This is a genomic window from Pseudomonas sp. 31 R 17, from assembly GCF_900004915.1.
GTDB lineage: Bacteria > Pseudomonadota > Gammaproteobacteria > Pseudomonadales > Pseudomonadaceae > Aquipseudomonas > Aquipseudomonas orientalis_A.
The window spans coordinates 19,203-39,126 of the sequence record NZ_CVTN01000079.1 but is presented as its reverse complement, the minus strand read 5'-3'; the positions used below and the strand labels follow the sequence as shown (position 1 = coordinate 39,126).

At 59.5% G+C, this 19,924-nt stretch carries 16 protein-coding genes and 1 pseudogene; 6 read left to right on the top strand and 11 right to left on the bottom strand.

The features are described from left to right. Positions 1–19: 19 nt before the first annotated feature. Entirely contained in the window at positions 20–1,462 is a 1,443-nt protein-coding gene (treP, locus tag BFP89_RS21710) for a PTS system trehalose-specific EIIBC component (RefSeq protein WP_065887499.1), read from the bottom strand. Positions 1,463–1,717: 255 nt separating this feature from the next. Between treP and treR the strand changes: the two genes are divergently transcribed. Together treR and BFP89_RS21700 are read left to right on the top strand one after the other, a co-directional pair. Then, entirely contained in the window at positions 1,718–2,422 is a 705-nt protein-coding gene (gene treR, locus BFP89_RS21705) for a trehalose operon repressor (RefSeq protein ID WP_065887498.1), read from the top strand. Positions 2,423–2,598: 176 nt separating this feature from the next. Next, entirely contained in the window at positions 2,599–3,903 is a 1,305-nt protein-coding gene (locus tag BFP89_RS21700) for a hypothetical protein (RefSeq protein ID WP_065887497.1), read from the top strand. 140 nt (positions 3,904–4,043) lie between these two features. Here BFP89_RS21700 and BFP89_RS21695 read toward each other — a convergent pair whose 3' ends face one another. The 4 genes and pseudogenes from BFP89_RS21695 to BFP89_RS29785 form a co-directional block, all read right to left on the bottom strand. Then, the gene (locus BFP89_RS21695) at positions 4,044–4,676 is read right to left on the bottom strand and encodes an NAD(P)H-dependent oxidoreductase (RefSeq protein WP_065887496.1); all 633 of its coding nucleotides are present in this window, start codon (positions 4,674–4,676) and stop codon (positions 4,044–4,046) included. 81 nt (positions 4,677–4,757) lie between these two features. Then, complete coding sequence (locus tag BFP89_RS21690) at positions 4,758–5,738, bottom strand: sterol desaturase family protein (RefSeq protein ID WP_141689124.1); 981 nt, start codon at positions 5,736–5,738, stop codon at positions 4,758–4,760. 464 nt (positions 5,739–6,202) lie between these two features. Beyond that, positions 6,203–6,970, bottom strand: a complete 768-nt coding sequence (locus BFP89_RS29790) for a methyl-accepting chemotaxis protein (RefSeq protein ID WP_370671230.1) — start codon at positions 6,968–6,970, stop codon at positions 6,203–6,205. 87 nt (positions 6,971–7,057) lie between these two features. Beyond that, a pseudogene (locus BFP89_RS29785) lies at positions 7,058–7,945 on the bottom strand (cache domain-containing protein); the annotation flags it as partial. 12 nt (positions 7,946–7,957) lie between these two features. Between BFP89_RS29785 and BFP89_RS29440 the strand changes: the two are divergent. Beyond that, positions 7,958–8,167 carry a hypothetical protein gene (locus tag BFP89_RS29440; RefSeq protein WP_256097373.1) on the top strand — a complete coding sequence of 70 codons (210 nt, stop codon included), beginning with the start codon at positions 7,958–7,960 and terminating at the stop codon, positions 8,165–8,167. A gap of 406 nt (positions 8,168–8,573) precedes the next feature. Here the strand turns inward: BFP89_RS29440 and guaA are convergent, their stop codons facing one another. The 4 genes from guaA to BFP89_RS21665 all read right to left on the bottom strand — a co-directional run bounded on the left by guaA (position 8,574) and on the right by BFP89_RS21665 (position 13,379). Beyond that, positions 8,574–10,151, bottom strand: a complete 1,578-nt coding sequence (gene guaA / locus BFP89_RS21680) for a glutamine-hydrolyzing GMP synthase (RefSeq protein WP_065887494.1) — start codon at positions 10,149–10,151, stop codon at positions 8,574–8,576. Positions 10,152–10,232: 81 nt separating this feature from the next. Then, positions 10,233–11,702 carry an IMP dehydrogenase gene (guaB, locus tag BFP89_RS21675; RefSeq protein WP_015885726.1) on the bottom strand — a complete coding sequence of 490 codons (1,470 nt, stop codon included), beginning with the start codon at positions 11,700–11,702 and terminating at the stop codon, positions 10,233–10,235. A 217-nt stretch (positions 11,703–11,919) separates the two neighbouring features. Next, positions 11,920–12,468, bottom strand: coding sequence for a sugar ABC transporter ATPase (locus BFP89_RS21670; RefSeq protein ID WP_065887493.1), 549 nt, complete (start codon positions 12,466–12,468; stop codon positions 11,920–11,922). 143 nt (positions 12,469–12,611) lie between these two features. Continuing rightward, a complete protein-coding gene (locus BFP89_RS21665) occupies positions 12,612–13,379 on the bottom strand; it encodes a sulfite exporter TauE/SafE family protein (RefSeq protein ID WP_065887492.1) in 768 nt (255 codons plus the stop codon). A gap of 123 nt (positions 13,380–13,502) precedes the next feature. On the opposite strand from BFP89_RS21665, the gene xseA reads away from it, so the two are divergent. The 3 genes from xseA (at position 13,503) to leuA (ending at position 17,708) form a co-directional block, all read left to right on the top strand. After that, positions 13,503–14,882 (top strand): exodeoxyribonuclease VII large subunit, encoded by a 1,380-nt coding sequence (gene xseA, locus BFP89_RS21660; protein WP_065887764.1) that lies wholly within the window; start codon positions 13,503–13,505, stop codon positions 14,880–14,882. Positions 14,883–14,885: 3 nt separating this feature from the next. Then, complete coding sequence (locus tag BFP89_RS21655) at positions 14,886–15,707, top strand: M23 family metallopeptidase (protein WP_065887491.1); 822 nt, start codon at positions 14,886–14,888, stop codon at positions 15,705–15,707. Between the two features lie 321 nt (positions 15,708–16,028). After that, the gene (leuA, locus tag BFP89_RS21650; RefSeq protein ID WP_065887490.1) at positions 16,029–17,708 is read left to right on the top strand and encodes a 2-isopropylmalate synthase; all 1,680 of its coding nucleotides are present in this window, start codon (positions 16,029–16,031) and stop codon (positions 17,706–17,708) included. Positions 17,709–17,867: 159 nt separating this feature from the next. Here leuA and BFP89_RS21645 read toward each other — a convergent pair whose 3' ends face one another. Then, the gene (locus BFP89_RS21645) at positions 17,868–18,659 is read right to left on the bottom strand and encodes an amidohydrolase (RefSeq protein WP_065887489.1); all 792 of its coding nucleotides are present in this window, start codon (positions 18,657–18,659) and stop codon (positions 17,868–17,870) included. Further along, positions 18,647–19,795 (bottom strand): pyridoxal phosphate-dependent aminotransferase, encoded by a 1,149-nt coding sequence (locus BFP89_RS21640; RefSeq protein ID WP_065887488.1) that lies wholly within the window; start codon positions 19,793–19,795, stop codon positions 18,647–18,649. Before BFP89_RS21640 ends, BFP89_RS21645 begins: the two co-directional genes overlap by 13 nt. Between the last annotated feature and the right edge of the window lie 129 nt (positions 19,796–19,924).

The following is a 19,924-nucleotide window of genomic DNA, read 5'->3' as shown; positions in this document are numbered from 1 at the left end:
TGCCCCCGATGGCGATTGATCAGGCGACCCTGTATCCAGGCCGAACAATCTTCATGCTCAACACACAGGTCACAACAAAGGGCACGACAATCGCCACCGCCATGCCGATCACAAACATCGCAATGGCGCTCGGCATGATCGAGATAAATCCAGGCAGGCCACCGACGCCGATGGCCGATGCCTGCACCTTGTTCAGCGACAGGAAAATGCTGCCCAGCGCCGAGCCCAGCAGCGCGGCATAGAATGGAAACTTGAAGCGCAGGTTCACGCCGAACATCGCCGGCTCAGTGATACCGAAGTAGGCGGAAATCGCCGACGTCGACGCCATGCTCTTGTCCCGCGCATTGCGGCTCATGTAGAACACAGCCAGTGCGGCGCTGCCCTGGGCCAGGTTGGACATGACGATCATCGGCCAGATAAAGGTGCCGCCCTGGGTCGAGATCAACTGCAGGTCCACGGCGAGGAACATGTGGTGCATGCCGGTGATGACCAGTGGGGCATAGAGCAGGCCGAAAATCGCGCCGCCGACCATCGGTGCCAGGTCGAACAATGTCACCACACCCTCGGTAATCAGGATGCCCAGGTGCCGGGTGACCGGGCCAATAATGGCCAACGCCAGCACGCCGGTCACAACGATGGTGGTGATAGGCACCACGAGCAGCTGGATGGCGTTGGGCACCCGTGCCCGCAGCCATTTTTCGATCACGCTCATGACGTAGGCCGCCATCAGGATTGGCAGGATCTGCCCCTGGTAGCCCACTTTCTCGATCTGGAACCAGCCAAGAATATCGAAGTACGGCAGGCTCTGGCCGTCGAGGCCGGCGACTGCCTTGCCGTAGTTCCAGGCGTTGAGCAGGTCCGGGTGAACCAGCATCAGGCCCAGCACGATGCCGAGAATTTCACTGCCGCCAAAACGCTTGGCCGCCGACCAGCCCACCAGTGCCGGCAGGAACACGAACGAGGTGTTGGCCATCAGGTTGATCAGGCTCCACAGGCCATCCAGGTTCGGGTACGCCTCCAGCAGCGTCTGGCCCTCGATGAACATGCCCTTGGCGCCCATCAGGTTGTTGATGCCCATGAGCAGGCCGGCAATGATCAACGCCGGCAGGATCGGCATGAACACATCGGAGAACACCCGCACCAGGCGCTGCATCGGGTTGGTCTTGTCGGCGCCCTTGCGCTTCACATCGGCGATGGTCGATGCCGCCAGCCCCGTGACGTCGCGCAAGGCGGCGTAGACCTTTTCCACTTCGCCGGGGCCGATCACCACCTGGAACAAACCGCCGGTGAAGAACGATCCCTTGACCAGGTCGACCTGGTTCAACGCACTGCTGTTGACCAGGCTGGGGTCCTTGAGCGCCAGGCGCAGGCGCGTCACGCAGTGGGCAGCTTGCTCAAGGTTGTCGCGCCCCCCGAGGTTCTCGAGAATCTCGCGGGCAATCATCGAATAGTCGTGGCTCATGCTCGTTTTCCACTGTGATTGTTTTTATGGGTGGCAGTCATTGGCAGCACGCCGAGAGGGCAAATTACTCGTCTGTACGAGTGAAATCAACAACTCGTCTATACGAGTTACAATTTTGTTTAACTTTTGCAAATGGTCCGTCAGACATTTCCTCCCCCCGCATCAGTGGCGAATGGACAAACCCCACAGGTGCCACTAAGGTTCCTGCCTTGAAAGCGCCGTTCACCTTCATAGAGCCGGGCATCGAGCCATCCCATGAGCAAATACAACCAGATCTATACCGATCTGCTTGCCAGCATCACCACCGAACGCCTGCAGCGCGGCACACGCCTTCCCTCCGAAACCGAACTGATGGACAGCTACCAGGCCAGCCGGGGCACGGTGCGTCGAGCGATCGAGCAGTTGCAGGAGCGCGGTTTCGCGCAGAAGATCCACGGCAAAGGCACCTTTGTGTTGTCGCCGAACCCGATCGAGTTTCAACTGGGTGGCATCGTGAGCTTCCATGAAACCCACGCCGACCTGGGCGATGACATACGCACCGAAGTGGTCGAGTTCACCCAAGTGCCGCTGGAAGGCTCATTGCAACAGCACATCGAGGCTGAACCCGGCACGCTGATCACCCGGATCAAGCGGGTACGGCGCATTGGCGGCAAACGGGTGATCCTGGACATCAACCACTTCGTCGCCGACCTGATCCCCGGCCTGGACCGCTCGATTGCCGAGCAGTCGATCTACGCGTTTATCGAGCAGACGCTGCAGCTGCAGATCAGCTATGCCCAGCGCACCATCGAAGCCCTGCCGCGCAGCAAGGACGACCAGGCGCACCTGGACCTTGACGGGCAAAGCCATGTGATCGTGGTGAGTAACCAGACGTTCCTGCAGGACGGGCGGCAGTTCGAATACACCGAGTCGCGGCATACGCTGGACAAGTTTTACTTTTCGGATATTGCGCGGCGGTAAGCGTAAGCCGGGAAACCCGCTGACCCAGTTTGCGCCGACCTCTTTTTCGCAACGCCAATGGTTGTGCGCTTGGCCAAGTGCCAATTTGGGATACGGATGCGGACGACCTGCCGCCTATGCTTAGGTAGAGCTCATCGCCTTATCCTCAATGGCGACGAGCGCAGTCAGGATGTGAAATGGACAAGTCGCAGGAAGTTGACCAGGTAGATCGGCTCACAGCGCACGCGCACAGACTCTTGAAGAGTGGTGCGCTCGGTAAATCGCAACAGATCATTCGTCTTTTCGAGTTTCTCCTCGAACGATCACTGACGGCGACCGCAACCAAAGAAATCGAGATTGCACTCGTCGTGTTTGGTCGATCCGCCAGCGTGGATCTCGCGGCTGATGCAACGGTTCGCGTGCATATTCATCGGTTGCGAAAAAAACTCGATGCGGCGCCCGTCGATGAGCGTGGCGAGCGGCTTATCCTTCCGCGTGGTGAATATCGTCTGGTCGTCGTTGTGCCCGAAGAGCAAGACAAATACGCCGACCCTGTGCGCCGACGCCTCCTTGATTGGCGGTATTTAGCCGGCGCGGCGCTTTTCCTCACGCTCAACGCACTGTGCTGGCTCTGGTTGGCAGGCAAATCACCCAGTGATTCGCGGATCGACAGCACGCTCTGGAGTGGTATCGCGAACAATCTGGCGCCGCTACTCATCGTTTCCGGTGATTTTTATGTATTCGGTGAACAGGGCACTGACGGTTCCATTCTGCGTATGGTCGCTGATTCCACCATCGCTTCCAGCGAGGACCTCAATAAGTACAAACAGCGGATGCCGGTGCCCGGCCAAAAGTATGTCGACATGAATGCCTATCACTTGCCGAGCGGGCTCGCATCAGCGCTGGTTTCGGTGATGCCCGTCATGGTCGCAACCAGGTCCGGAAATTCGAGCCTGATCAAGAATGTGACAACCTCACGTTTCACCAATGAGATGCTGAGCGATCACGATATTGTCTATGTGGGTTTGCTCGACACGCTCGGTGATCTGCAGGAGCCGTTTTTTGATCTCTCCGGGTTTTCGCTGTCGGCCAGCGGCGATACCCTTGTGGATCTAGCCACCGGGGATAAATTTCAATCTGATTGGGCCGAACCCTCCACTGACAGAATCATGCGTCGTGATTATGCGTACCTTGCTCGCTTTCCGGGACCCGCAGGCAATCACATCGTCGTCGTTGCCGGCATTATGGACCCGGCACTGATTGAGGCCGCGAAAATTGCATCGGACAGTGCCGAGCTGAGTCGCTTGAAGACCGTGCTAGGCAATAGCGACGCCTTCGAAGCGATGTATGAAGTGCGCACATTTGGTCCGTCGAGTGTATCGGCAGAGCTGCTGATCGCACGCCCGCTGGACGTCGGTCAGATGTGGCGTACAAGACGGGCGCCGCCTGCCAGTGACAAAGCCATACCAAGCCCCGGCAAGGCAGACGAGGCCGTTCAATAGAAGCTGAGTGTGGGAATGCCTTGCGCAACGTGCATGGCCTGCATGGGGTCTCGGCAACGGCGCCTGAACCGGCATGCAGGCACATTTTATCTGCCCTGCTGATTACAACCTGTGTTGTTGGAAATTATCCGGAGTAGACCCTACGCAATCTCGACGAACAGATGCGCCTTGTCGCGCCTGACCTTTTCGAGTTTTACCAGCCAATCGCTTTCAGTATCCCGGTAGCCCAGGGCCAAGAGAACGGAACTGTTCAACCCCTGCTCGGGAAGCTTCAGCAGCGCGTTCACTGCCTGGTTGTCGAAGCCTTCCATGGGTGTGGCATCCACGCCCAGTTCGGCTGCCGCTACCAGCGCGAATCCCAAGGCGATGTAGCACTGTTTGGACGCATGAACATACTGCTGCTCCTTGCTCATGCTGCCAAAAGAATCGAGCAGCGATAACCGGTAATCATCGGTGACCGTGGCAGGCAGATTACGTATCCCGTTGCTGTATTCAAAAAATGCATTGATCCGCTCAGGTGTGTACTCATCCCAGGCTGCAAAAATCAACAAGTGTGACGATGTGGAGATTTGCTGTTGATTGGCGCAGATCGGCTGCAATTGCGCCTTCAACTCGGGGTTAGTGATGATTAACACCTTGAAAGGCTGCAGGCCCGAACTGCTGGGGGCCAGGCGTATGGCCTCCAGGATCGAATCAATTTTTTCTTGCGCGACCTTGTCGTCGTTGTAGCTTTTGGTTGCATAGCGCCAATGAAGCGTGTCTTTCAATGCCATGATGATTCCCTTAACGCAATTGAGCCTGCGATTGCCTGGTGTGCTGTAAACCCTGGATGCTCCCCGAGTGCTCCGAACCCATCACGGATTCGGGCTTTGTCCGTCCTTCACGTGACGCCAGAGGGTTTTGAAAGGATCGATATAGAAGCCCTTCAGGGTATTGTGCGGATTGTTGTCACCATACTCTTCGTCGTTACACCCCCAACGCCAGCTTTCGCCCTTCTTGGGCAAGTAGAGCGTTCCGAACATCCAGTCCCAGAGTGTCAGCACGACTGCATTGTTCTTGTCCCAGTGATGGGGTTCCATACTGTGGTGAAGGTTGTGCATGACAGGGGCCAAAACGATGCGGTTCATCCACCCGTAGGAGATCGGCAGATGGACGTGAGAAAACACATCGATAACAAAGAAGCAGATGTAGGCCATTGTGGTAACGGCAACCACCATGCCTGGGTGGATTTGGCTGCCCGTCGCATAAAGCACCAGACCGGTGAAGGCCCCGCCGACCACCGCCGGGATGATATTGAGGCCAAAGAACTCGATGGGGTGCTGGCGAAATAACGTCCAGGGCGTCAGTGTCTCGGCGGTATGGTGAGGTTTGTGAAGATGCCACATCAGTGCGTTGGTATGGCACCAGCGATGTATCCAGTACCCGACGAAGTCGACACTGAGGAAATAGGTCAGAAACTGAACGGAGATGATCAGCCAGGTTGACGTCATCAACGGGGCTCGGACGCCGAACTCAGCGGTGATATAAGCGCCGACATTGTCAGCAATGGCGATGCCATTGACGGCGAAGACGCCTACCAGGGGAAAACCGAGCATCAACAGGATGATACCGTTCCACATATCCACGCGAGATGAGGGGTTGTCGTATTGCTCCTTGGGAAAGGCTGCATTGGCCAGAGAGCGGAGGGTCAGGGGGCTCTGCCACTTTTGCGAGATGATGAACATCACCGCAAGCACTGAGACGAACAGAGGAAGGCCCCAGGCCCACAAGCTCATTATTTCCAGAGTCGGTTCATAAAACGCGACAATTGATTCCCAAATGTCATGCATCGTCATCGTAAGTACCTCGCCATTTATTCTTTTGTTATTGTTTTGAGGCCATGGATAGCCTCGCTTTGTCTTTAACTCTCCGTGCAGGCCCGGTCGGATTTTCTGTTGCACCGGGCTATATGGATACTGCCCATGACTTAATGCCCAGGATAAGTTGGTTAACGGTTAATTAACGGTACGTAACAGGTTATTTTCAGCGCAGGTTTCGCTAAAAACGTATTTGAATCAGTCAGATAGTCTTAAGGCATGCGGGGGGACTGATTTCCCCGTGGCCAGGCGTGTCAGCCGCACGGGATACGTTCACGCACTGAATTGGAACGTCGTTTATTGAAAACGACGGCTCTTGCTTCGCAGATTTCTATCCAAAAAAATGCCAGTCAGTGATAACTGACTGGCATTGGTTAAACGACTTCCGGCGCAACTGCGAATCTAGAGCTGCACGCTAGTCAGTGCCTCCCGCCCTCACGTACTTACGACTTGAAGCGCCCTACCAGCCCGTTCAGCTCATTGGACAGATGCGAAAGCCGACCCGAGTCTTCCTGCGCAGAACTGGCGAGGCTCTCGACCAGTTGCGCCTCGTCGTAGATCTGCTGGATATGCTTGTTGATGTCTTCGGCCACGCTATGTTGCTCTTCGGCGGCGGCGGATATCTGCAGGTTCTGATCCCGGATTTCATTCACCGACAGCTGGATGCCTTCAAAGCTTTCACGTGCGCTTCCAATGGAGGAAACGCTGGCGCGTGACAGCTCCAGGCAACTTTCCATCTTCTGCGACACTTCCTGAGTCTTGCTACCGAGCGCGCTGAGCAGCTGATCGATTTCCCCAGTGGAATCCGAGGTACGCTTGGCCAGCGCGCGAACTTCATCCGCGACCACCGCAAACCCTCGCCCCTGGTCACCGGCCCGTGCCGCTTCGATTGCCGCGTTAAGTGCCAGCAAGTTGGTCTGCTCGGCGATGGCGCGGATGGTGCCCAGAATCTGGTTGATACTGCGACTACCCTCCTCCAGCTCCACCATGGCCTGTGAAGACTCGGTCAGGCGACGCCCCAAGCGATTGACGTTGTCGGTGGTCAACTCAATCTGCTCTTTACCTTCGGCGACACGATGATGACCACTCTCGGCGGAATTGGCCGCAGCGCTGCACGAGCGCGCCACTTCATTAGCAGTGGCGACCATTTCATTGAACGCCGTGGACACCAACTCCACCGCCTCACGCTGGCGTCCAGCCGCCTGGTTCATGTTAGTGGCCACTTCGCTGTTCACACGCGAAGCATCCTGCAGGTTGGTCGATGCCGCGCCGATGCTCTGGATCAACTGGCGTATTGCGGCGAGAAACTTGTTGAACCAGCCTGCCAGCTCGGCGGTTTCGTCTTTGCCCTGCACATCAAGATCACGGCGCAGGTCGCCCTCACCCTCGGCAATCGACTGCAGCCCGGTGCTGACCTGGCCGATGGGCTTGACGATAACCTTGGCGAAAGCCGCCGCCAGCAGTGCGAAAAGCAGCACCAGCACCGCCACGATCGCGACCGTCACGTAGGTCATGCGTGTGGCCTCTGCCATGACTTCGCTGTACTCAATCAACCCCACGTAACGCCAGCCCAGACCCGGCGATGTCCACACGTTTGCCATGTACCGGACGCCGTTGATTTCCACTTCGGTTGAACCTTGCGCAGTGGCGGCCAGTTTGGCGTAAGGCTCACCCAGATCCTTGAGCTGCTTGAAGCTGTGCCCGGCATCACGCGGATCGACCAGTACCGTGCCGTCTTCGATGAGCATCACATAGCCGCTTTCACCGAGCTTGATGCTTTTGACCAGTTCGGTGAGGTTGGTCAGCGATACGCTTACCACAAACACGCCCTTGGCCTTGCCTGCTTCATCGAGCATGGCCCTGGCGCTACCAACCAGCGCTACCGCATCCTTTTCGTAGTAATACGCCGCGGTCCTTACCGCTTTACCGGGGCTGGCCATGGCGGCCTTGTACCACGGGCGCGTACGCGGGTCGTATTTCGACAACTGAGGGTCATCCGGCCATTTCGCGTAACTGCCGTCTTCCAGGCCAATGGACAGGATTGCCGCGGCCGGATGCGTCGCGCCATACCGGGCAAACGCATCGATGACTTGCCGGGCTGCCGCAGGCAGCGGCTGACTGGCTGCATCAGCAGCCTCGTAGTGCTTTAGGCTGGCGACTGATGTGTAGAAAGGGTCTGTAGCCATTTGATCGACGTTTTGCTGCGTACCATCAAAAAACTGCCGGATATTACCGTCGATCTGGCGTATTTCTCGGGTGCTGCCATCCATGAACTGGCTGACCGCTTCGGACCGGGTATTGAGTACAGAGATCACGGCCACCAGACTTACGGGGATGAACGCGACGAGTACAAAAGCCAGGACGAGCTTGTTTTTTATTTTCATTTTGCAGATCACTACCTGAAATAAGTGAGATAACGCACCCGGAGCAAACCTGCTGGACGCGAGTCGCCGCAAAAGCGATATCGGCCTGCGTCGCGCAATCTTTACAGTCATCTACGCGAATGCCGTTTGGAACGTAGCGCCTGATAAAAGTGGCTGTGAGCCATGCAGATGTCGCTGCCCTCAAATGATTACGAGGACAAACGACTGCATTCCGGCGGCGATAAACAGTGAATAACGACCAGGGCGTGTGCAGACGTTTGTTGACGGAGCGAGAGACAGGTCGCCGATAATCCATCGGCAAAAGGACACAAGGGATGGCGATGCGCAGAGCTGCCGCAATTTTGCCAGACCCAAAAAGCCAAAAGCCCGCAATTACGCGGGCTCCAAGGCATTTCTTGCTAGATCGTGCCGGGCAATGCCGGACGTCCAATCATTCCCACTCAATCGTCGCCGGCGGCTTGCTCGACACGTCGTAAGTAACGCGCGAAATACCTTCGATTTCATTGATGATACGGCCGCTGACCGTTTCCAGCAGTTCGTACGGCAGGTGCGCCCAACGCGCCGTCATGAAGTCGATAGTCTCTACGGCACGCAGTGCAACGACCCACGCGTAACGACGGCCATCGCCTACAACGCCTACGGATTTCACCGGCTGGAATACCACGAATGCCTGGCTGACCTTGTGGTACCAGTCGGCCTTGCGCAGTTCTTCGATGAAGATGTGATCGGCGCGGCGCAGCAGGTCGGCGTATTCCTTCTTCACTTCGCCGAGGATGCGCACGCCCAGGCCCGGGCCCGGGAATGGGTGGCGGTAGACCATGTCGTACGGCAGGCCGAGTTCCAGGCCCAGACGGCGGACTTCGTCCTTGAACAGTTCGCGCAGCGGCTCGACCAGCTTGAGGTTCATTTCCTCAGGCAGGCCACCCACGTTGTGGTGGGACTTGATCACGTGGGCCTTGCCGCTCTTGGCGCCGGCCGACTCGATCACGTCAGGGTAGATGGTGCCTTGGGCGAGGTACTTGATGTTATCCAGTTTGTTGGACTGGGCATCGAAGACGTCGATGAAGGTACGGCCGATGATCTTGCGCTTTTTCTCTGGGTCGCTTTCGCCCGCCAGGTTGTTGAGGAACTGGTCCTCGGCGTTGGCGCGGATCACCTTGACGCCCATGTTCTCGGCGAACATGGCCATCACTTGCTCGCCTTCGTGCAGGCGCAGCAGGCCGTTGTCGACGAAGACGCAGGTCAACTGGTCGCCAATGGCTTTGTGCAGCAGCGCGGCGACCACGGAGGAGTCGACGCCGCCGGACAGGCCGAGCAACACGTTGTCGGTGCCAACCTGAGCGCGGACGTTGGCGATGGCGTCTTCAGCAATTTTCGACGGGGTCCACAGGGCTTCACACTCGCAGATGTCGAGGATGAAGCGCGACAGGATGCGCCCGCCTTGCTTGGTGTGGGTCACTTCCGGGTGGAACTGCACGCCGTAGTAACGACGCTCGTCGCTGAACATGCCGGCGATCGGGCAGCTCGGGGTGCTGGCCAGGATGTGGAAGTCCTGCGGCATTTTGGTGACCTTGTCACCGTGGCTCATCCACACGTCGAGGCCGAACAGGCCGTCGGCGTCGATGTGGTCTTCGATACCGTCCAGCAGGCGGCTCTTGCCGACCACGTCGACGCGCGCATACCCGAATTCACGCAGCTCGGAACCTTCAACCTTGCCGCCCAGTTGCTCGGCCATGGTCTGCATGCCGTAGCAGATACCGAACACCGGCACGCCCAGGTCGAAGACCGCTTGCGGGCAGCGCGGGCTATTGGCTTCGTGCACGGACTCGGGGCCACCGGCGAGGATGACGCCTTTCGGTGCGAATTCGCGGATCGCTTCGTCATCCATGTCGAACGGGTGCAGTTCGCAGTACACGCCGATTTCACGCACGCGGCGGGCGATCAGTTGGGTGTACTGGGAACCGAAATCGAGGATCAGGATGCGGTGGGCGTGAATGTCGAGGGCCATGAAGTCAGTCTCGTCTAATGAATCAGAAACAACTCGGGGCTGAAAGAACAGCCCCGGTTACTTAACGTTTTGCTGGAAGCCTCAACCTACGCGGTAGTTTGGCGCTTCCTTGGTGATCTGCACGTCGTGGACATGGGATTCAGCCATGCCGGCGCCGGTGATCCGTACGAACTCTGGCTTGGTGCGCATTTCTTCGATGTCGGCGCTGCCGGTGTAGCCCATCGAGGAACGCAGGCCGCCCATCAGTTGATGGATGATCGCGCTCAGGGTGCCTTTGTATGGCACACGGCCTTCGATGCCTTCCGGGACGAGCTTCTCGGCGCCTGCCGAGGAGTCCTGGAAGTAACGGTCGGAAGAACCTTGCGCCTGGGACATGGCGCCCAGCGAACCCATACCGCGGTAAGCCTTGTAGGAGCGGCCCTGGAACAGTTCGATCTCGCCCGGTGCTTCTTCAGTACCGGCGAACATCGAGCCCATCATCACGCAGGAAGCACCGGCCACGATGGCCTTGGACAGGTCACCGGAGAACCGGATGCCGCCGTCGGCGATCAACGGAACGCCTGTGCCTTCAAGGGCAGCGGCGACGTTGGCGATGGCGCTGATCTGCGGCACGCCCACACCAGCGACGATACGCGTGGTGCAGATCGAGCCAGGGCCGATACCGACCTTGACCGCGTCAGCGCCCGCTTCGGCCAGGGCCTTGGCGGCAGCGCCGGTGGCGATGTTGCCGCCGATCACCTGGACGTCAGGGAAGTTCTGCTTGACCCAGCGCACGCGGTCGATCACGCCTTTGGAGTGACCGTGAGCGGTGTCGACCACCACCACGTCAACCCCGGCGGCGACCAGCGCCGAAACGCGGTCACCGGTGTCTTTACCGGTGCCGACCGCAGCGCCCACGCGCAGACGGCCCTGGTCATCCTTGCTGGCCAGCGGGTAAGCCTTGGCTTTTTCGATATCGTTGACGGTCATCATGCCTTTGAGGGCGAATTTGTCGTCGACGATCAGCACGCGCTCGATGCGGTGCTTGTGCAGCAGTTCGCGCACATCGTTCTTGTCGGCGCCTTCCTTGACGGTGACGAGGCGCTCTTTAGGCGTCATCACTTCGCGGACGGTGACTTCAAGACGGTTCTCGAAACGCACGTCACGGGAAGTGACGATGCCGACCAGGTCGCCATCGTGCAGCACCGGAACGCCGGAGATGTTGTGCAGGCGGGTCAGTTCGAACAGATCACGCACGGTGGCGTCGGCTTCGATGGTGATGGGATCTTTCACCACACCCGCTTCGTAACGCTTGACCTTGCGCACTTCGGCAGCTTGCTGCTCGATGGTCATGTTCTTGTGGATGATGCCGATGCCGCCTTCCTGAGCCATGGCGATGGCCAGACGGGCTTCGGTGACGGTGTCCATGGCAGCGGAAACCAGGGGAATATTCAGCTCGATGCCACGGGTTAGGCGGGTCTTGAGACTGACTTCGTTAGGGAGCACCTCGGAATAACCGGGCACTAGGAGAATGTCGTCGAATGTCAGAGCTTCTTGGCTGATACGCAGCATCGCGGGGGCTCCCGAGCGGGAAAATGGAAGCGCGCCATTATATACATGCACCCTGTCGGGCTCAATGTAAAACTCTGACAAACTTGGTAATACTGATAGATGGAGAAAACCCGCTGCCTTCCTGCAGGAGCGAGCTTGCTCGCGAAGAACGCCAGGGCACCGCGTAAAACCAGGCAACCCGCGTTATCGTTGACGATTTTCGCGAGCAAGCTCGCTCCTACAGTTCGACTTTGACCCAACTCATTTTTTGATCGAGCCAATCGGCAAACTCATCGATAAAGCTTTGCTTGAACCCCGCCTCCGCCCAATTGTTGAAGATGAACCCCAGGTTGGAAAACCCGCATTCCTGCAGGAACAGAAAGCCATTGATGTCGTCTTCATGCCCGCACAGCGGGCAGGTGAAGTTATCGGTGTGGCCGGGCATCCAGTCTTCCAGGCTTTCGAACAGCGCTTCGCCGACTTCCTTCAGGCACTCAGGGCAGCCGGCTTCTTCGAGAAAACCCTTGGCCGGCGTGTAGATGCAGCGCTTGTAGATGATTTCCAGGCCATTGACCGGCTCGTTGAACGGCAGCGCTTGCGGGTGCAGCACCACCGCGCGGGCGCCGTCGGCCAGGGCGTAGGCCATGCGGTTGCCGGTGCGCCCGCAGGTGGTCAGTTCCTCCTTGATGATGTTCTTGCGCACCAGCCAGCGCACGATTGCCCGGGCGCGGGGTTCGTGGACGGGCAAGGTGGAGATTTTCGGGACAAGGATGCTTTGGGAATTCATGGGAGTCCTGCGGTGTGGCTGCTGACGCCATCGGGGGCAAGCCCCCTCCCACATTTTGAATTGTGAACACAGTCAACTGTGGGAGGGGGCTTGCCCCCGATGGCGCTCTAAAGGCTGGCAGCTTAATCCCTGAAGAAATCAGGTCAAGTACTCAAATACCGCCCAATCAACGCAATGCCGCTCGCCAGCACCAACCACGTCACCAACCGCACAAACGCCTCGCGGGACATGCGCATCGTCAGCCTGCGCCCGCACCACAAGCCCAGCGCCATCGCCGGCAACAGGCACAGCGCCAACAGCAGCAGCGGCAAATCGGCATACACCCCGGCAATCAGAAACAGGCTCAGGCGCACCACGGTGCTGCAACTGATCAACGCACTTTGCGTGGCCCGCGCCGCCTCCTTGGACTGACGGCTGTTCAGGTAGATCGCATATAAAAAGCCGCCACTGCCGAACAGCGCGCCAAACAAGCCGCCGACCGTGCCCATGGGAATCGACCAACCCGCCGCCAACTGCGTGGGCCGGGCCTTCACTGCCAGGCTGTAGACCGCGTAGGCACTGATAAACAGCCCCATCAACAGCAGCAACACGTCGGAATGCAGGTTGAGCAAAAACACCACACCCAAGGTGCAACCGATGGCCATACACGGCAGCAGCCGCAGCAATTCCGGCTTGCTGACATCCCGATGTGTCTGCAGCAGGCCACCAAAGGCGGCGACAAAATCCAGCAACACCAACAGCGGGATGATCTTCGACAACGGCATGAACAGAATGAGCACAGGCCCTGCCACCAATGCCGTACCAAAGCCTGCGATACCGAAAACGATATAGGCCACGACGATACCGAGGCCGATCACCAGCCACTCAACCGCGCCGAACGACCACTGGCTCATCAGCTCAAGCAGACTCATGGGTGATTCCTTGAAAGAGAATGCCGACACTTTAGTCATCCGTGAGCATTGCGCCAGCGCGAAGTCGCACGCGGGTGGAGCAGTTCTGTCAAACCTGGCACGAATGCCTATAAACTGCCGCCCATGATTAAAGATCCTTTTGCCCGACTGGGCCTGGACCGCGAAGTCCTGACTGTCAGCCAGCTCAACGGCCGCGCGCGGGTGTTGCTGGAAGACGTGTTCACCAATATCTGGGTGGAAGGCGAGATCTCCAACCTCGCCCGCCCGGCTTCGGGCCACGTGTATTTCACCCTCAAGGACAGCGGCGCCCAGGTGCGTTGCGCGCTGTTTCGCAACAACGCCGCGCGGGTACGCCAGGCGTTGAAGGACGGCCTGGCGGTGAAGGTGCGCGGCAAGGTCTCGCTGTTCGAGGGCCGTGGCGACTACCAGTTGATCCTCGACACCGTGGAGCCGGCGGGTGATGGCGCGTTGCGCCTGGCCTTCGATGCCTTGAAGGAAAAGCTCAGCGCCGAAGGCCTGTTCAGTGCCGAGCGCAAGGTGCCCTTGCCCGCGCATCCTCGGCGCATCGGTATTATCAGTTCGCCGACCGGCGCGGTGATTCGCGACATCATCAGCGTGTTCCGCCGCCGCGCGCCGAACATTGAATTGACCTTGATCCCGACCGCCGTACAGGGCCGCGAAGCCATCGCACAGATTGTGCGTGCGCTGAAGCTGGCCGACGCACGCGGCTTCGACGCGCTGATCCTGGCCCGTGGCGGCGGCTCGCTGGAAGACCTCTGGTGCTTCAACGAAGAAGCCGTGGCCCGGGCGGTGGACGCCTGCGTCACGCCCATCGTCAGCGCGGTCGGCCATGAAACCGATGTATCGATCAGCGACTTCGTGGCGGACGTGCGCGCCCCTACCCCCTCCGCTGCCGCTGAACTGCTGGCACCGGACGCCAGTCACCTGGTGCGCCAGGTCGAAAACCTGCAGCGCCGCCTGGTGCTGTTGATGCACAACCGCCTGCGCCATGATCGCTTGCGCCTGGAGGGCATGGCCCGACGCCTGCGACACCCTGGCGAACGCCTGCGCCAGCAGGCCCAGCGCCTGGATGACCTGGACATGCGCCTGCGCCGCGCGTTCGAGCGCAGCCTCAATACCCGTCGCGAACGCCTGATTCGCCTGGAAACCCGCCTCGCCGGCCAACATCCGGGGCGTCAACTGGCGTTGCTGCGCCAGCGCCTGGACAGCCTCGCCGAGCGCCTGCCCCGCGCCATGCGCGAAGGCCTCAAGGCGCGGCGCCTGCAACTGCAAAGCCAGGTGCAGACGCTGCACGTGGTCAGCCCGCTGGCCACCCTGGGCCGTGGCTACAGCATCCTGCTCGACGAGCGCGGCCAGGCGATTCGCAGCGCCGCGCAAACCCACACCGGCCAGCGCCTGACCGCACGCCTCGGTGAAGGCCAACTGCAGGTGCGTGTGGAAGACAACCACCTGACCCCCGTCACCCTTTCTCTCCTGGATTGACCGATGCCACGCTTTCTCAGCTTGTTGATGCTCGTTTGCCTGACCTTCAATGCCCACGCCGACAGCTACATCACCCGCCTGCTGAACAAGCCGGTGCCCGGTGGCGTCGCTGTCGTGGACCTGGGCACGGCGGCGACCGCACCCAAGGCCACCTACCTGAACAGGCCGGTGCTGGTGGTGAAGGAACAAAACACCTGGCTGGCGATTGTGGGTATCCCGTTGACGGTCAAGCCGGGCACCGAACGCATCACCAGTGGCGGCCGCCAACTGCCGTTCGTGGTGGGCTTCAAGAAATACCCCGAGCAACGCATCACCTTGAAGAACAAGAGCCAGGTCAACCCGGAACCTGCGCAACTCAAGCGCATCGAGGGCGAACTGGCCGTGCAGCTCAAGGCCTACCGCAGTTTCAGCCCGAATACACCGAGCAATCTGCTGCTGGACAAGCCGGTCAACGGGCCGCTGTCGAGCAAGTTTGGGGTAAGACGTTTCTTCAATGGCGAGGAGCGCAATCCCCATTCGGGCCTGGACTTTGCCGTGGGCGCGGGCACGCCGATCAAAACGCCGGCGGCGGGCAAGGTGATCCTGACCGGCAACTACTTCTTCAACGGCAACACCGTATTCGTCGACCATGGCCAGGGCTTTATCAGCATGTTCTGCCATATGTCGAAGATTGACGTGAACGTCGGTGACCAACTGGCGCGCGGCGCGGTCGTGGGCAAGGTCGGCTCGACCGGCCGGGCAACCGGGCCGCATATGCACTGGAACGTCAGCCTGAACGATGCGCGGGTCGACCCGGCGATCTTCATCGGTGCTTTCCAACCCTGATCATTCGATTGCGCACCCGATAAAGGTCGCGCAATTAAATTTAGATATAGTTGCTTATCCAGCCATAAAATCGCTATTCCTGCACAAATAGCAGAACTTATCTCAATTTTTTTCGACTGCTTGCCATCTTTCACCCCGGCGGTTAGGGTTGAGCTTATGAAAACCTCTCACACCCTCATTCAGCGCCGCCAGCACCGCAGTCTGTGCCTCGTCAGCGCACGACTGCCAGGCTGAATCGATCTGCCTCGCCCCAAGCGTCGTCCCCAATAATAGTGATTCGGCAGGCCGCCTCTTCTCGGCCCTCCAACAAAGGATTTTGCGATGAGCATGCTCAAAGACCCGTCTTCGAAGTACCGCGCGTTCCCGACCATCGATATCCCGGACCGCACCTGGCCTTCGAAAACCATCACCAGCGCGCCGATCTGGTGCAGCTCCGACCTGCGTGATGGCAACCAGTCGCTGATCGAGCCGATGGACGCGGCGAAAAAGCTGCGTTTCTGGAAGACTCTGGTTGCCGTTGGTGTGAAGGAAATCGAAGCCTCCTTCCCGGCCGCATCGCAAACCGATTTTGATTTCGTGCGTACCCTGATCGAAGACAACCACATCCCCGAGGACACCACCATCCAGGTGCTGACCCAGGGCCGTGAAGACTTGATCGCACGCACCTTCGAATCCCTGCGCGGCGCCAAAAAGGCCATCGTGCATTTGTACAATGCCACGTCGCCGTCGTTCCGCCGCATTGTGTTCAACCAGGACAAGGACGGCATCAAGGCCATCGCGGTCAACGCCGCCAAGCTGTTCGTCAAATACGCCGCGCAGCAGCCCGAGACCCAGTGGACCTTCGAATATTCGCCGGAAACCTTCAGCGCCACGGAGCTGGAGTTTGCCAAGGAAGTCTGTGACGCAGTGATCGAGGTGTGGAACCCGACGCCCGAGCACAAGATGATCCTCAACCTGCCGGCCACGGTTGAATGCGCCACGCCGAATATCTATGCCGACCAGATCGAGTGGTTCGGTCGCCACATCAACCGCCGTGACAGCGTGATCATCAGCCTGCACACCCACAACGACCGTGGCACCGGCGTGGCCGCCACCGAACTGGGCCTGATGGCCGGCGCCGACCGTGTCGAAGGCTGCCTGTTCGGCAACGGCGAGCGCACCGGTAACGTCGACCTGGTCACCGTGGCACTGAACATGTACACCCAGGGCCTCGACCCGCAGCTGGACTTCTCCGACATCGACGGCGTGCGCAAAGTCGTCGAAGAGTGCAACCAGATCCAGGTGCACCCGCGTCATCCGTATGTCGGCGACCTGGTGCACACCGCGTTCTCCGGCTCGCATCAGGACGCGATCCGCAAGGGCTTCTCCCAGCAGAAAGACGATGCACTGTGGGAAGTGCCGTACTTGCCGATCGACCCCGCCGACATCGGTCGCAGCTACGAGGCAGTGATCCGGGTGAACAGCCAGTCGGGTAAGGGCGGCATCGCCTACCTGCTGGAACAGGAATACGACATCAGCTTGCCACGCCGCATGCAGATCGAATTCAGCCAGGTGGTACAGGCCGAGACCGACCGCGTGGGCCTGGAGATGACCGCACCGCAGATCTACGCGTTGCTGCTGCGTGAATACCTGCAAGCCAACACTCCGTATGCGCTGGTCAGCCACCGCCTGCAGGAAGAAAACGGCAACAGCTATGTGGAAGTGGAAGTCTCCGGCAAGGGCCAGGGCGAAACCAACCTGCACTGGAAAGGCAAAGGCAATGGCGCGCTGGAAGCGCTGGTGGCCGGCTTGCCGATCGGTGTGGAGATCATGGATTACAACGAACACGCGATTGGCGCGGGCACCAACGCCAAGGCGGCGGCCTACATCGAATTGCGCGTGAATGGCGAGCGTCCGGTGCATGGCGTGGGGATTGATGAAAACATCACTACGGCAAGCTTCAAGGCGCTGTTCAGTGCGCTGAACCGCTCGTTGAGCCAGCAGGAAGCGAAGGCGGCGTAAGCTTTATCGGCGCCATGCAAAAGGCCCCTGGGTGAGAATCCAGGGGCCTTTTTACTTTGGGCTAGGGTGGTGGTGCTGATGGCCTCATCGGGGGCAAGCCCCCTCCCACAGGGGAATGCATTCAAATGTGGGAGGGGGCTTGCCCCCGATGGCGACCTGTCAGACAAACTGAAAACTATCGGCATCCAGATTCGCAGGGAATTTGGTGCGATACGCCGCCAACTCCGCTGCATCCAGAATCACCTGGAATACCCCATCCGCCTCCCCCGCGCTCAGCAATGTCTCGCCCTGGAAATCCAGCACCTGGCTATCGCCGGTGTAGGCAAAGCCCTTGCCGTCCGTGCCGACTCGATTAACCGCCGCCACATAACACAAATTCTCGATGGCCCGCGCCGGCAACAAGCGGTTCCAGTGCTGGCGCCGTGCGCCCGGCCAATTGGCGGTGTACAGCAGCAAGTCGGTGTCCTGGGCATCGCGACTCCACACCGGGAAGCGCAGGTCGTAGCAAATCAGCGGGCGGATACGCCAGCCCTTCAACTCGAACTGCACCTGGCGCTCGCCGGGCGTGTAGTGGTCGTGTTCGCCGGCCATGCGGAACAGGTGGCGTTTATCGTAATGCAACACCTCACCGTCGGGGCGCGCCCAGAGCAGGCGGTTACGGTGGCTGCCGTCGGCCGCCTGGATGATCACACTGCCGGTGATCACAGCGTTGTATTTCGCCGCCTGGGTTTGCAGCCAGCGCTGAGTCGGGCCGTTTTCCCGCTCGGCCAGGGCGGCCGATTCCATGGAGAAACCCGTGGTGAACATCTCCGGCAATACCATCAGGTCGGCGCCGCTGGCCTGCTCCAGCAGCAGCTCGAAATGCTCAAGATTGGCCTGCCGGTCGTGCCAGGCCAGGGTGGTCTGGATCAGGGCAATGTTCAGGTTCGGCAAGGCACTCAAATCACGCATAGTTTTTCCGCCGCTTGTTGCAGCGTCTCCTCGCGTTTGGCAAAGCACAGGCGCACCAGGCGCTGGCCTTGGGGTGGGTCGCGGTAAAACACCGAGATCGGAATCGACGCCACGCCGTGTTCGCGCGTCATCCATTCGGACATGGCGACATCATCCAGGTCCGGGCGGATCCGGGAATAATCCACCAGTTGAAAGTAAGTCCCCGCCGATGGGCTGAAGCTGAACCGCGACGGCGCCAGCAACTGGCAGAACAGATCGCGCTTGGCTTGATAGAACGCCGGCAGCGCATCCACGTGCTCCGGGTGCTCAGCCATGAAATCGGCCAGCGCGTACTGCAACGGCGTCACGCCACAGAAGCTGACGTATTGATGCACTTTGCGCAGCTCGGCAGTGAGGGCCGGCGGTGCAACCACATAGCCGGTCTTCCAGCCCGTGACGTGATACGTCTTGCCGAACGAGCTGACCACAAACGCGCGCGAGTACAGCTCCTCATGGGCCAGCACGCTGACGTGGGGCACATCGTCGAACACCAGGTGTTCGTACACTTCATCGCTGAGCAGATAAATATCACGGCCGCGAATCAGCTCGGCCAACTGGTCCAGCTCCTCACGGCTGACCAGCGCGCCACTGGGGTTGTGCGGGGTATTGAGCACAATCATGCGCGTGCGCGGCGACAGCGTGGCCTTGATACGCTCCAGATCCAGGCTGAAATCCTGCAAGCCCAACTGCAGATGCACGCAGCGCCCGCCGGCCAGCTCCACCGAGGGTGCGTAGCTGTCGTAGCAAGGGTCGAAGATGATCACTTCGTCGCCGTTACGGATGACCGCCTGGATCGCGCAAAAAATGCCTTGGGTGGCGCCGGGCGTGATGGTGACTTCACGGTCGGCATCGACGTTGACACCATAGCTGCGGGCGATTTTTGCTGCCACCTGCTGACGCAGCGCGGGAAAACCGCTCATCGGCGCGTATTGGTTATGGCCGCTGGCGATGTGCCGACCGACGGCGTCGAGCAAATCCTGAGGGCCGTTGAAGTCGGGAAAACCCTGGGACAGGTTGATTGCGCCGGTGTCGGCCGCCAACTGCGACATGCTGGTGAAAATGGTCGTGCCGACGTTCGGCAGCTTGCTGGTGATCATGGGAGCCCCCTTTGGGTGAGCTGCAAGTTTTAAGCTGCAAGCTGCAAGCGGGTCAAGGGGCAAACCGCCGCGCACAAAAAAGGGCGCCAACGGCGCCCTCTCTTGCAGCTTGCAGCTTACAACGTGAAG

Excerpts from the sequence above, each read along its gene's own strand:
- BFP89_RS21690 (WP_141689124.1), bottom strand. The coding sequence starts at position 5,738 with ATGACGATGCATGACATTTGGGAATCAATTGTCGCGTTTTATGAACCG.
- BFP89_RS21640 (WP_065887488.1), bottom strand. The coding sequence starts at position 19,795 with ATGATCACCAGCAAGCTGCCGAACGTCGGCACGACCATTTTCACCAGC.
- guaB (WP_015885726.1), bottom strand. The coding sequence starts at position 11,702 with ATGCTGCGTATCAGCCAAGAAGCTCTGACATTCGACGACATTCTCCTA.
- xseA (WP_065887764.1), top strand. The coding sequence starts at position 13,503 with ATGATTAAAGATCCTTTTGCCCGACTGGGCCTGGACCGCGAAGTCCTG.
- BFP89_RS21645 (WP_065887489.1), bottom strand. The coding sequence starts at position 18,659 with ATGCGTGATTTGAGTGCCTTGCCGAACCTGAACATTGCCCTGATCCAG.
- treR (WP_065887498.1), top strand. The coding sequence starts at position 1,718 with ATGAGCAAATACAACCAGATCTATACCGATCTGCTTGCCAGCATCACC.
- leuA (WP_065887490.1), top strand. The coding sequence starts at position 16,029 with ATGAGCATGCTCAAAGACCCGTCTTCGAAGTACCGCGCGTTCCCGACC.
- BFP89_RS21655 (WP_065887491.1), top strand. The coding sequence starts at position 14,886 with ATGCCACGCTTTCTCAGCTTGTTGATGCTCGTTTGCCTGACCTTCAAT.
- treP (WP_065887499.1), bottom strand. The coding sequence starts at position 1,462 with ATGAGCCACGACTATTCGATGATTGCCCGCGAGATTCTCGAGAACCTC.
- BFP89_RS21695 (WP_065887496.1), bottom strand. The coding sequence starts at position 4,676 with ATGGCATTGAAAGACACGCTTCATTGGCGCTATGCAACCAAAAGCTAC.
- BFP89_RS21700 (WP_065887497.1), top strand. The coding sequence starts at position 2,599 with ATGGACAAGTCGCAGGAAGTTGACCAGGTAGATCGGCTCACAGCGCAC.
- BFP89_RS21665 (WP_065887492.1), bottom strand. The coding sequence starts at position 13,379 with ATGAGTCTGCTTGAGCTGATGAGCCAGTGGTCGTTCGGCGCGGTTGAG.
- BFP89_RS21670 (WP_065887493.1), bottom strand. The coding sequence starts at position 12,468 with ATGAATTCCCAAAGCATCCTTGTCCCGAAAATCTCCACCTTGCCCGTC.
- BFP89_RS29790 (WP_370671230.1), bottom strand. The coding sequence starts at position 6,970 with ATGAACCAGGCGGCTGGACGCCAGCGTGAGGCGGTGGAGTTGGTGTCC.
- guaA (WP_065887494.1), bottom strand. The coding sequence starts at position 10,151 with ATGGCCCTCGACATTCACGCCCACCGCATCCTGATCCTCGATTTCGGT.